The organism is Bradyrhizobium sp. (assembly GCF_027307225.1).
Taxonomy (GTDB): Bacteria; Pseudomonadota; Alphaproteobacteria; order Rhizobiales; family Xanthobacteraceae; genus Bradyrhizobium.
On the sequence record NZ_DAHUXJ010000100.1, the window covers coordinates 1 to 11277 of the forward strand.

Consider the following 11277-nt stretch of genomic DNA (forward strand, 5'->3'; position numbering starts at 1 on the left):
GACTGATCTGACTCACGATTCTCGAAAATCGCCTTTTCCGCTACTGGACACGCAGTTCGCTGCTGTGGAGCTTCGAATCGAATCACAAATTGGATGATTTGTGAACATCGGCGCGGCCAATCACATGGACACTTTTGGCAAACGAATTTCGCCTCAAGTGATTCAAGAGATTCGGTTTTCTGCGTGTCGCGGCCGCAAACTTAAGGCTAGTGTCCCGATTCCGAAGTTCGTCGCATTTCGCGGAGCCTCGTTTCGAACTTCGGAATCAAAGGAGCTCTGGCAACTTATTGATGCTAGTGCGGCTTTGAATTTGAAGTTCCTATAACGAACTCACCGCGAAACTGATAGGAACTTCAAATTCGCCACACTAGTGGATCAGCCGGCTATTCCAGACGCGGCATAATAGCTCCTTGAGCTGGGCGAAACGCGCAGGCCCGAGTTCGGCACTCCATTCGCGCTCAATCTCGTGGAGGATTTCATGGATCTTCGAATATGCGGCGTGCCCGCGCCTGGTAAAGCGAACAATTCGCGCGCGACCCTCGTCAGGCGTATCGGATCGGGCGATATAACCGAGACCTTCAAGGCTCCCGAGTAGCTGGTTCATGGCTTGCTTGCTCATGCCAGCGCGCTCGGCGAGGACGCCCGGGCGAACGCCATCCGGTCCCGGGAACTGCAGCACCGCGATATGGGGCAGGCGCAGCTCCCCAAAGCCCGCCACATTGAGATCATGGATGATACGGCGATGGATTGCCTGAGCCGGGACGCGCAGCAGAGCGCCGATCAACATATCCTTTGCGTTGGCCGATCGATTTTTCCGCGATGAGGGCATTGACGCCTTCCCGTAAATGGACTTTGACGGTAAACTTAATTTACCACGGGAGAGCACGATGCTCCAGCAAGCCGTCAACTTCCACGTCAATCCTTCCGATGAAACCATCCGTGTCGGGTCGCTTGCCGTCCGCTTCTTGATCACCGGAGAAAACTCGAATGGCAGCCTCGCGGCTTTCGAGTTGATCGTCCCGGCGGCGCAGCGCCTGCCGGCTCCGGCTCATAGCCACGACCATTACGAAGAGACGATCTACGGCGTCGACGGTGTGTTGACCTGGACCGTCAACGGGAAACAGGTCGAAGTTGGGCCCGGGCAGGCGCTATGCATTCCGCGCGGCGCCATTCACCGGTTTGATAATGACGGAGGTCAAGACGTTAAGGCGCTCTGTGTGATTACGCCGGCCGCGCTGGGCCCGCAGTATTTCCGTGAGACTGCCGAGGTGATCAAGGCGGCGGCCGGTGGCCCGCCGGACCGGACAAAGATGGCGGAAATCATGCGGCGCTATGGTCTCACGCCGGCCCCGCCTCAAACGTAACGACGCCGGCGGCGCTATCTAACCGATTTCCCATACGGATCTTGAGGGCGTGAAAACGCCGCCGCTTCTCAGCCGCGATTCGCCCACGAGCGAAGCGGCCGGCGTCCCGGACCAGGAGAATTCCGGTCTCGCGCACCGGTCAGCGGCTCAATTCAGGGGAATGGTGCCCAGGAAAGGACTCGAACCTTCACGACTGTTAGGTCACTGGCACCTGAAGCCAGCGCGTCTACCAATTCCGCCACCTGGGCATGAGGCCGCTAGTTAAAGTTCGGTCGCGCGCTTGTCAAATTGGCGAGGTCCGGCTGAAAAACCTGTACAGAAATCGGGCGATGGCGTATCGGCAAATCGCCGAATCTCAAGCCCATCAGCTCAAAGGCACCGAACATGGCATCGAATCTGGAAACCCTGGTCACGGTCTTTGGCGGGTCGGGCTTTCTGGGCCGGGCCGTGGTCCGGGCGCTGTGCAAGCGCGACTACCGCATCCGGGTCGCCGTGCGGCGGCCGGAGCTGGCGGGTCACCTCCAGCCGCTCGGCAAGGTCGGCCAGATTCACGCGGTTCAGGCCAATTTGCGCTATCCGGCCTCCGTCGAGGCGGCGATGCGCGGCGCCGACGTTGCCATCAACCTCGTCGGCATCCTGGCGCAATCGGCGGCACAGACCTTCGATGCGGTGCAGGCGGAAGGTGCGGGCAACGTCGCCAAGGCGGCCGCGGCTGCCGGTGCGCGGATGGTCCACGTTTCGGCGATCGGCTCCAACGCCAATTCCGCCTCGCGCTATGCCCGCTCCAAGGCTGCCGGCGAACAGGCGGTGCTGGCGGCTGTTCCCTCCGCCACCATCTTCCGGCCCTCGGTCGTGTTCGGCCCGGAGGACGATTTCACCAACCGCTTTGCCGCGCTGGCGCGGATCTCGCCGGCGCTGCCGCTGATCGGCGGCGGCCTCACCAGACTGCAGCCGGTCTATGTCGGCGATGTCGCGACCGCGGTGGCCGCTGCCGTCGACGGCGACACCAAGGCGGGTGCGACCTATGAGCTCGGCGGGCCGGAAGTGCTCACCATGCTCGAGATCATGGAAGCGATCCTGGAAATCACCGCACGCGAGCGGATGCTGGTGTCGCTGCCGTTCGGGCTTGCAAAACTGCAGGCGCTGTTTTTGCAATTTGCCCCCGGCGCCTTCCGCCTGACGGCGGATCAGGTCGAGCTTCTGCGCAGCGACAATGTGGTATCGGAAGCCGCGAAGACCAGCGGCCTCACGCTGGAAGGGCTTGGCATCGCGCCTGATTCGCTCGAGGGCGTCGCGCCGCAATATCTCTGGCGCTTCCGCAAGGCCGGCCAGTTCACGCACAAGAGCGCGTGACCTATCGCTGTCGTCCCGGACGAGCGAGCATCGCGAGCGCGATCCGGGACCCAAAACCACAGGCTAATGTGGTCGCGAACGCTGTGGCTCCAGCGGGCCGTAGCAATGAAGGCTTGTGGTTATGGGTCCCCGCTTTTCGCGGGGACGACGAGTGGAGAGATGTCTACCCCGCGCCGACCTTCTGCTTGCGCCAGGCGAGATGGACGGCGCAATTGCAGCCGGGCGGATGCGATTGCAGCTCTTTCGCCTCGGCGTCGTTGGCGGGCCTGGCGGAAGAGGGCGCCAGCGTCGGCATCGCGTCTTTCACGGCGCGATCCTGCGCGGATTGGTCTTGCGCCGGGATGTAGTTCAGGATCGGCGCCAGCCAACGCTCGATCTGTTCGACCGCAAGACCCTTGCGCGCGGCATAATCTTCGACCTGGTCGCGCTCGATCTTACCGACCCCGAAGTAGAAGCTTTCGGTATGGCTGAAATAAAGCCCCGACACCGACGAGCCCGGCCACATCGCAAAGCTCTCGGTGAGTTTTACACCAGCCGTGTTCTCGGCGTCGAGCAGTTTGAACAGCGTCGCCTTCTCGGTGTGATCGGGCTGCGCGGGATAGCCAGGCGCGGGGCGGATGCCGTCGTATTTCTCGAGAATGAGATCTTCGGTCGAAAGATTCTCGTCCGGCGCATAGCCCCAGAATTCGCGACGCACCCGCGCATGCATGCGCTCGGCAAAGGCCTCCGCGAGGCGATCGGCCAGCGCCTTGCACAGGATCGACGAATAATCGTCGTTCGACTTCTTGAAGCGATCGGCAACCGCGTCCTCGCCGATCCCCGTGGTAACGACGAAGCCGCCGATATAATCGGCGATATCGGACGACGCGGGCGCGATGAAATCGGAGAGCGCGGCGTTATAACGACCCTCGCGCTTCTCGAGTTGCTGGCGCAGCGTGTGAAGCGTCGCGATCGGCCTCTCTCTCGCCTCGTCGGCATAGACGAGGATATCGTCGCCTTGCGTGTTCGCCGGCCAGAAGCCGATCGTGGCCTGCGCCGTGAACCATTTCTCCTTGATGATGCGGTCGAGCATCTTGCGCGCGTCGTCATAGAGCGAGCGCGCGACCTCGCCCACCTTGGGATCGTCGAGGATGGCGGGAAAGCGCCCGCTCAATTCCCAGGTCTGGAAGAACGGCGTCCAGTCGATGGTGTTGGCCAGTTCGGCCAAGTCATAGGTACGGAACGACTTCAGACCGAGGAACGACGGCTTCTTCGGCGGCGTCTTGGCGAAATCGACCGGTACGGCGTTGGCGCGCGCGGCGGCCAGCCTAAGGCGCTTCTTGTCGGCCTGCGCGCGGAAGTGGGCGGCGGAAATCTTGCCGTATTCGGCGCGGATCTCGGCGGCAAACGCGTCGCGCTTCGCCGGGGACAGCAGCGAAGAGGCCACGCCGACGGCGCGGCTGGCGTCGTTGACATGCACCACCGGACCACTTCGATAATTGGGATCGATCTTGACGGCGGTGTGAACCCGGCTCGTGGTGGCGCCGCCGATCAAAAGCGGAATGTTCAGGCCTTCGCGCTGCAGTTCACCGGCGAGAAAGCTCATCTCATCGAGCGAGGGCGTGATCAATCCGGAAAGGCCGACGATGTCGGCGTTCTCGCGCTTGGCGGTCTCGATGATCCTGGCCGCCGGTACCATCACCCCGAGGTCGATCACCTCGTAGTTGTTACATTGCAGTACGATGCCGACGATGTTCTTGCCGATGTCGTGGACGTCGCCCTTCACGGTGGCGAGCACGATCTTGCCGGCCGTACGGCGCTCATTGCCGCCGCCATTGGCCTGATTGCGTGCCTTCTCTTCCTCCATGAACGGCATGAGATAGGCAACCGCCTGCTTCATCACGCGGGCGGATTTCACCACCTGCGGCAGGAACATCTTGCCGTCGCCGAAAAGGTCGCCGACGATGTTCATGCCGGCCATCAGCGGTCCTTCGATCACATCGAGCGGGCGGGCGACGGACGCGCGTGCCTCTTCGGTATCGGCGTCGATATATTCGGTGATGCCGTGCACCAGCGCGTGCGACAACCGCCTTTCGACCGGCCATTCGCGCCAGGCGAGGTCCTGCGCTTCGGTCTTCTTCTCCTTGCCGCGGAATTTCTCGGCGAGCGCGAGCAGCCGCTCCGACGCATCGGGATCGCGGTTGAGAATGACGTCCTCAGACGCCTGGCGCAGCTCAGGGTCGATGTCGTCATAGACGACCATCTGCCCGGCATTGACGATACCCATGTCCATGCCGGCCTTGATGGCGTAATACAGAAACACCGAGTGCATGGCTTCGCGGACCGGCTCGTTGCCGCGGAACGAGAAGGAAAGGTTGGAGACGCCGCCAGAAATATGTGCGTGCGGCAGGTTTTTCCGGATCCAGCGCGTCGCCTCGATGAAGTCGACGCCGTAGTTGTTGTGCTCCTCGAGGCCGGTTGCGATCGCAAAGATGTTCGGATCGAAGATGATGTCTTCCGGCGGGAAGCCGACGCGGTCGACGAGGATGTCGTAGGCGCGCTTGCAGATTTCGGTCTTGCGCGCAAAGGTGTCGGCCTGGCCCTTTTCGTCGAAGGCCATCACCACCACCGCGGCGCCGTGCCGCCTGGCAATGCTGGCTTCGTGGATGAATTTCTCCTCGCCCTCCTTCATCGAGATCGAGTTAACGACCGGCTTGCCCTGCACGCATTTCAAGCCAGCCTCGATCACGGGGAATTTCGAGGAATCGATCATGACGGGAACGCGGGCGATGTCAGGCTCGGCGGCAACCAGATTGAGGAAGGTCACCATGGCTGCTTCCGAATCGAGCAGGCCCTCGTCCATGTTGACGTCGATGATCTGCGCGCCGTTCTCGACCTGGTCGCGCGCGACCTGCAAGGCGGCAGTGTAGTCGCCGGCCGTGATGAGCTTGCGGAACCGCGCGGAGCCCGTGACGTTGGTGCGCTCGCCGACATTGACGAAGGGAATCGCGGGTGTGAGCGCGAAGGGCTCAAGGCCCGAGAGCCGCAGGCGCGGCGCGATCGTGGGAACGATGCGCGGTTTGTGCGGAGCTACGGCGGCGGCAATCGCGGAGATATGGTCAGGCGTGGTGCCGCAGCAGCCGCCGACGACATTGACGAGGCCGCTAGCCGCGAATTCGCCGATCAGGCGCGCCATGTATTCCGCGGTCTCGTCGTACTGGCCGAACTCGTTGGGCAGGCCGGCATTGGGATAGGCGCAGACCAGCGTATCGGCGACGCGGCCAATGTCGGCGATATGCGCGCGCAAATCCTCGGCGCCGAGCGCGCAGTTGAAGCCGATCGTAATCGGCTTCGCATGCTGCACCGAATTCCAGAACGCCTCCGGCAACTGGCCCGAGAGCAGGCGGCCGGATTTGTCGGTAATCGTGCCCGACACCATCACAGGCACATCGATGCCGCGCGCTTCGGTGATCTCGGCAATGGCGTAAAGCGCGGCCTTGGCGTTCAGCGTGTCGAAAATGGTCTCGACCAGCAGCAGATCGGCGCCGCCGTCGATCAAGCCCTTGATCTGCTCGCCATAGGCGGCGCGCAGATCGTCGAAAGTGACGGCGCGATAGCCGGGGTTCGAGACATCGGGCGAGATCGACGCGGTGCGGTTGGTCGGGCCGATCGCGCCGGCGACAAAGCGCGGTTTGCCGTCCTCCCGGCTGACGCGCTCCGCGGCGGCACGTGCGAGTTTCGCGCCTTCGAAATTGAGCTCGTAGGCGAGGTCCGACATCTCGTAGTCGGCCTGCGCGATCGAGGTCGAGGAGAAGGTGTTGGTGGCGACGATGTCGGCGCCCGCACGCAAATAGGCGGCGTGAATGTCCTCGATCGCCTTCGGCTGGGTCAGGATCAACAAATCGTTGTTGCCCCTGATGTCGCGATGGAAGTCTTTGAACCGCGCGCCGCGGAAGGCGGCTTCGTCATATTGCAGCGCCTGGATCATGGTGCCCATGGCGCCATCGAGCACGAGGATACGCTCCTTGGCGGCAGCGAGAAATGCGGTGCGTTTCGGGGAGACAGGAACAGTCATTGCTTAAGCCGCCTTCTGCGCGGCTCGTGCCGCCGATTTGAAGTCCCTCAGCGTATGCCGCGAACTCGAAAGGGACTTCAAATCGAGAAGCGGCACGAGAACCATGAATCTTCTAGTGCCCATAGCTTTCCGAAGTTCGCAAAGCTGTGAGCTGGGAAGGGCGTGCGAACTTCGGAAAGTGGGCACTAGTGGGCCGGATGCCGAGCAGATGGCAGATCGCGAAAACAAGATCGGCGCGGTTCATGGTGTAGAAATGAAAGGTGTCGACGCCGTGCTTGTTGAGTTTCTGCACCTGCCCGGCGGCGACGGTCGCCGCGACGAGCTTTCGGGTCTCGGCATCGTCATCGAGCCCGTCGAACTTTTCCGCGAGCCAATCCGGCACCGTGGTGCCGGCGCGGGTGACGAAGGCTCGCGCCTGCTTGAAATTATGCATCGGCATGATGCCGGGCACGATCGGAATATCGATGCCGTGGGCGCGGACACGGTCGAGGTAACGGAAGTAAAGGTCGTTATCGAAGAAGACCTGGGTGATCGCGCGCGTGGCGCCAGCGTCGACCTTTGCCTTGAGGCCATCGATGTCGGCATCGAAGCTCGGGCTCTCGGGGTGCTTTTCCGGGTAGGCGGAAACGGAGACCTCGATATCGGGAAACCGCTTCTTGATGCCGTCGACGAGCCCGGCAGAGGTTTGATAGCCGTCGGGGTGGGTAGAAAACGGGGTGCCGATGCCGCCGGGCGGATCGCCGCGCAGCGCCACGATGTGGCGGACGCCGACCTCATGATAGCGCGCGACGACGTCGTCGATCTCGCCGCGGGCCGCACCGACGCAGGTCAGATGCGCCGCCGGAAGGAGTTCAGTCTCGCCAAGGATGCGGGCGATGGTGGAATGCGTGCGCTCGCGGGTCGATCCGCCGGCGCCATACGTGACCGAAACGAAGTTGGGTGTCAGCGGAGCCAGGCGATTGATGGTCTCCCACAGGCTCTTTTCCATCTCCGCGGTCTTGGGCGGGAAGAATTCGAAAGAGATGGCGGGATGCTTCAACGCGCCAAGGGTGGCCGGGATGGTTTCGCTCATGACTCTCGCAATCTCCGCAACAAACCCTGGAAGCCGCACACGGCGCAGGTGGTATCGGACCAAGATAGGTGAAAAGCCTTACCCCAAATAGCCCACGATGGATGGGAAATGGCCCAATCTTTCCAATGAATCGGAGGATATTTGGCATTTCTTCTTTCGGTGGGAAGTAGGTGTATTTCTATAATATATTGTAATAACTAAGAAATATAGATCTAAAACTTGAGATACATAGTGGGCAAGATGAGGAAATTAATAAATACGAAATCTGCCGCCCATCTCACCGCAGCGCGGCCAGGCGCCGGGGAGACCGGCAACGGTCTGATCTGCATGCCTCGCCGTTGCGCGCTTTGCCCGCCGCATTAGGTTTACGGCCATGATTCCGCTTTCCGTTCTCGATCTGTCGGTCGTCACCTCCGGCACCAGGCCAGCCGCGGCGCTCCGCAACAGCATTGACCTTGCCCGTCACGCTGACGCGCTTGGTTTCACCCGGTACTGGCTCGCCGAACACCACAACCTCGCGTCGGTCGCGAGCCCTGCGCCCGACCTGATGATTGGGCAGATTGCGGCGGTGACGAACAACATCCGCGTCGGTTCCGGCGGGGTGATGCTGCCGAACCACGCGCCGCTGGTGGTCGCCGAGCGCTTCAAGATGCTGGAAGCGCTGTTTCCGGGCCGGATCGATCTCGGGCTCGGCCGCGCGCCCGGCACTGATGGCGCCACGGCCTATGCGCTGCGCTCAAGGCTCGATCACCGCGAGGGCGACGATTTCCTCGAGCGACTGCATGAACTGACGCTGTGGGAGACCCGCAACTTCCCGCCCAATCACCCTTTCAACAAGGTGGTGGCGATGCCGGACGACACGCCTTTGCCGCCGATCTGGCTGCTCGGCTCAAGCGACTATAGTTCGGAACTCGCGGCGCAGGTCGGTATGGGCTATGCGTTCGCGCATCACTTCGCGTCCTATGACGCGGTCGCGGCGATGACGAACTACCGCGCCCGCTTCAAGCGGACCGGCTGGCGCGAGACGCCTTACGCCATTCTCGCCGTCGCGGTGGTTGCGGCTGAAACCGACGCCGAGGCCGAGCGGCTTGCGACGTCGATGGACCTCAACCGCCTGATGCGCGAGCGCGGCCAGTATATTCCGCTGCCGAGCCCCGAGGAGGCGCAGGCCTTTTCCTATACGGACGCCGATCGCGCCGTGATCGCTCGCAACCGTTCGCGACTTTTTGTCGGCAGTCCGGCAACCGTGCTGGAAAAGATCGAGCCGATGATCGCGGCGAGCCAGGCGGACGAGCTGATGGTCATCAGCGCGATCTACGATCACGAAGCGCGCAAGAAGTCGTATGGCCTGCTGGCAGATGCGTTCGGGCTCGTCAGGAAGGAAGCGGCGTAAACCACTTACTCCTGCGTCTCGCTGAAGGTGGCGCGGAAGGGATGGGCCGGATAGACGCCGACAATGCGGAATTCGCGCGAAAAGAATTTCAGCTCTTCCAGCGCGAAGGCGAGGCCCCGGTCCTCGGGATGGCCGTCGACGTCGGCGTAGAATTGCGTGGCGAAGAAATTACCGTCGACCATGTAGCTTTCGAGCTTGGTCATGTTGACGCCGTTGGTGGCAAAGCCGCCGAGCGCCTTGTAGAGCGCGGCGGGCAAGTTGCGGACGCGGAAAACAAAAGTGGTGACCAGCGGCCCCGAACCCTGCTTGGCCCAGTTTTCTTCGCGGGCCAGCACCACGAAGCGGGTGGTGTTGTGGGCCTCGTCCTCGACGTCTTCAGCGAGGATATCAAGGCCGTAGATCTCGGCCGCCAGACGGGAGGCGATGGAGGCACAGCTCTTGTCGCCGCGCTCGGCGATCATGCGGGCGCTGCCGGCTGTGTCGCCCGCCACGATCGGCTTGATGCCGAGCTTGCGGATGATGCGGCGGCACTGCCCGAGCGCATGGACGTGGCTCTCGACGGTCTTGATGTCGCCGATCTTGACGCCGCGCAGCGCCATCAACTGATGATGGACCGGCAGGAACCACTCGCCGACGATGAACAGACCGGATTGCGGCAGGAGGTGATGAATGTCAGCGACGCGGCCGGCAACCGAATTCTCGATCGGGATCATGCCGAGGTCGGCTTCGCCGGAGGAAATCGCGACGAGCGCATCTTCGAAAGTCGGGCAGGGCAGCGCCTCGGCGTCGGGATAGGCTTCGGTGATGGCGATGTGGGAGTTCGCGCCCGGCTCGCCCTGGAATGCGATTTTCAGCTTCTTGGTCATGACGCCTTGTAGCAGCCGGTCAGGATTTGGCCAGTATGAGGCGCGTGGCTTCGAGGTCGGCCGGGGTGTCGACGCCGCGCGGCACGGAATCGACGATACCGATATCGATCCGCATGCCCGCCTCGAGCGCCCGCAACTGCTCCAGTTTCTCGGCCTTCTCCAGCGGACCTACCGGGAGCATGGGATACCCGAGTAAAAAATCACGGCGGTAAACGTATAACCCGATGTGCTTGTAATGGTCCACCGCACCGCCGTCCCGCGGGAACGGGATCGGGCATCGCGAGAAATAAATGGCATCGCCGGCGCGGTCGGTGACCACCTTCACGACGTTGGGATCTTCGATTTCGCGCGGGTCCTCGATGCGCTTTTTCAGCGTCGACATGACGATTTCGGGTTCGTGGACCAGGGGGAGGATGGCGGCGTCGATGGCCGCCGGGTCGATGAGGGGCTCGTCGCCCTGAATATTGACGATTATGTCGGCATTTTCGGCGGATGCAATTTCCGCGACACGGTCTGTACCCGAGAGATGTTCGGGGCGCGTCAACCGAACCATCGCGCCAAAACGGCGGGCGGCCTGAACGATGCGATCGTCGTCGGTGGCAATGATCGTGCTCGTCAGATAGCGCGCTTGCGAGGCACGTTCGTACACGTGCTGCAGCATCGATTTGGAGGAAATAAGGGAGAGGACTTTACCGGGAAAACGAGTGGACGCAAAGCGCGCCGGAACGACGCCCAATATTTTACGCGGCACACGCGATTCTACCATAAAAACCCTATGATAGACTTGGAGAAAGAAAGGCTGGCGAGCCTCCATGCTGCCCTCCAACCGTAAGTTGTTCGCGTTCAGCGCCGTCCTTATGGGAGGCGTGTTCTGGCTCGGCGCGCAACAGGCCAGCCAGGTGCAAATCGTCCCGCGTCAAAAGACGCCGGAGAAGAAGGAAATTCTGCCGAGATCCGATATCCGGATCGACACGAATCTGGTGTTGGTGCCGGTGACAGTGACGGATCCCATGAATCGATTTGTAACCGGCCTGGAGAAAGAAAATTTCAAGGTTTTCGACGAGAAAAAAGAGCAGACCGTGACGCAGTTTTCCAGCGAAGACGCTCCTTTATCGGTGGGTGTGATTTTCGATTGCAGCGGCAGCATGGGACACAAACTGGAAAAGTCCCGGCTG

Annotated in this window: 9 protein-coding genes and 1 tRNA gene; 4 read left to right on the forward strand and 6 right to left on the reverse strand. The window is 61.9% G+C overall.

Features of this window, described 5'->3' with window-relative positions; genetic code table 11:
• Positions 1-367: 367 nt before the first annotated feature.
• Positions 368-829: a MarR family transcriptional regulator gene (locus M6D32_RS17630; RefSeq protein WP_298258479.1), complete on the reverse strand. Its 462-nt coding sequence runs from the start codon at positions 827-829 to the stop codon at positions 368-370.
• 58 nt (positions 830-887) lie between these two features.
• On the opposite strand from M6D32_RS17630, the gene M6D32_RS17635 reads away from it, so the two are divergent.
• Positions 888-1364 carry a cupin domain-containing protein gene (locus M6D32_RS17635; protein WP_298258481.1) on the forward strand — a complete coding sequence of 159 codons (477 nt, stop codon included), beginning with the start codon at positions 888-890 and terminating at the stop codon, positions 1362-1364.
• 161 nt (positions 1365-1525) lie between these two features.
• On the opposite strand, the gene M6D32_RS17640 is transcribed toward M6D32_RS17635, so the two are convergent.
• Positions 1526-1612 (reverse strand) — tRNA-Leu (locus M6D32_RS17640).
• A 136-nt stretch (positions 1613-1748) separates the two neighbouring features.
• Here M6D32_RS17640 and M6D32_RS17645 point away from each other — a divergent pair.
• On the forward strand, positions 1749-2717 hold the full coding sequence (locus M6D32_RS17645; protein ID WP_298258483.1) for a complex I NDUFA9 subunit family protein: 969 nt from the start codon (positions 1749-1751) through the stop codon (positions 2715-2717).
• A 163-nt stretch (positions 2718-2880) separates the two neighbouring features.
• On the opposite strand, the gene metH is transcribed toward M6D32_RS17645, so the two are convergent.
• Both metH and metF read right to left on the reverse strand, forming a co-directional pair.
• The gene (gene metH / locus M6D32_RS17650; protein WP_298258485.1) at positions 2881-6771 is read right to left on the reverse strand and encodes a methionine synthase; all 3891 of its coding nucleotides are present in this window, start codon (positions 6769-6771) and stop codon (positions 2881-2883) included.
• Between the two features lie 112 nt (positions 6772-6883).
• Positions 6884-7843 (reverse strand): methylenetetrahydrofolate reductase [NAD(P)H], encoded by a 960-nt coding sequence (gene metF / locus M6D32_RS17655; protein ID WP_298258487.1) that lies wholly within the window; start codon positions 7841-7843, stop codon positions 6884-6886.
• A gap of 373 nt (positions 7844-8216) precedes the next feature.
• Here metF and M6D32_RS17660 point away from each other — a divergent pair, with 373 nt between their 5' ends.
• Positions 8217-9236, forward strand: coding sequence for an LLM class flavin-dependent oxidoreductase (locus M6D32_RS17660; protein ID WP_298258489.1), 1020 nt, complete (start codon positions 8217-8219; stop codon positions 9234-9236).
• Between the two features lie 5 nt (positions 9237-9241).
• Here the strand turns inward: M6D32_RS17660 and M6D32_RS17665 are convergent, their stop codons facing one another.
• Positions 9242-10102 carry a prephenate dehydratase gene (locus M6D32_RS17665; protein WP_298258491.1) on the reverse strand — a complete coding sequence of 287 codons (861 nt, stop codon included), beginning with the start codon at positions 10100-10102 and terminating at the stop codon, positions 9242-9244.
• Positions 10103-10121: 19 nt separating this feature from the next.
• Positions 10122-10916: a 3-deoxy-manno-octulosonate cytidylyltransferase gene (kdsB, locus tag M6D32_RS17670; protein ID WP_298258493.1), complete on the reverse strand. Its 795-nt coding sequence runs from the start codon at positions 10914-10916 to the stop codon at positions 10122-10124.
• Here kdsB and M6D32_RS17675 point away from each other — a divergent pair.
• Positions 10915-11277 (forward strand): hypothetical protein (locus tag M6D32_RS17675; protein WP_298258495.1); only part of this gene is annotated, 363 nt, incomplete at its 3' end. The two genes, kdsB and M6D32_RS17675, sit on opposite strands and share 2 nt — an antisense overlap.

Excerpts from the sequence above, each read along its gene's own strand:
- M6D32_RS17630 (WP_298258479.1), bottom strand. The coding sequence starts at position 829 with ATGCCCTCATCGCGGAAAAATCGATCGGCCAACGCAAAGGATATGTTG.
- M6D32_RS17635 (WP_298258481.1), top strand. The coding sequence starts at position 888 with ATGCTCCAGCAAGCCGTCAACTTCCACGTCAATCCTTCCGATGAAACC.
- M6D32_RS17645 (WP_298258483.1), top strand. The coding sequence starts at position 1,749 with ATGGCATCGAATCTGGAAACCCTGGTCACGGTCTTTGGCGGGTCGGGC.
- metH (WP_298258485.1), bottom strand. The coding sequence starts at position 6,771 with ATGACTGTTCCTGTCTCCCCGAAACGCACCGCATTTCTCGCTGCCGCC.
- metF (WP_298258487.1), bottom strand. The coding sequence starts at position 7,843 with ATGAGCGAAACCATCCCGGCCACCCTTGGCGCGTTGAAGCATCCCGCC.
- M6D32_RS17660 (WP_298258489.1), top strand. The coding sequence starts at position 8,217 with ATGATTCCGCTTTCCGTTCTCGATCTGTCGGTCGTCACCTCCGGCACC.
- M6D32_RS17665 (WP_298258491.1), bottom strand. The coding sequence starts at position 10,102 with ATGACCAAGAAGCTGAAAATCGCATTCCAGGGCGAGCCGGGCGCGAAC.
- kdsB (WP_298258493.1), bottom strand. The coding sequence starts at position 10,916 with ATGGAGGCTCGCCAGCCTTTCTTTCTCCAAGTCTATCATAGGGTTTTT.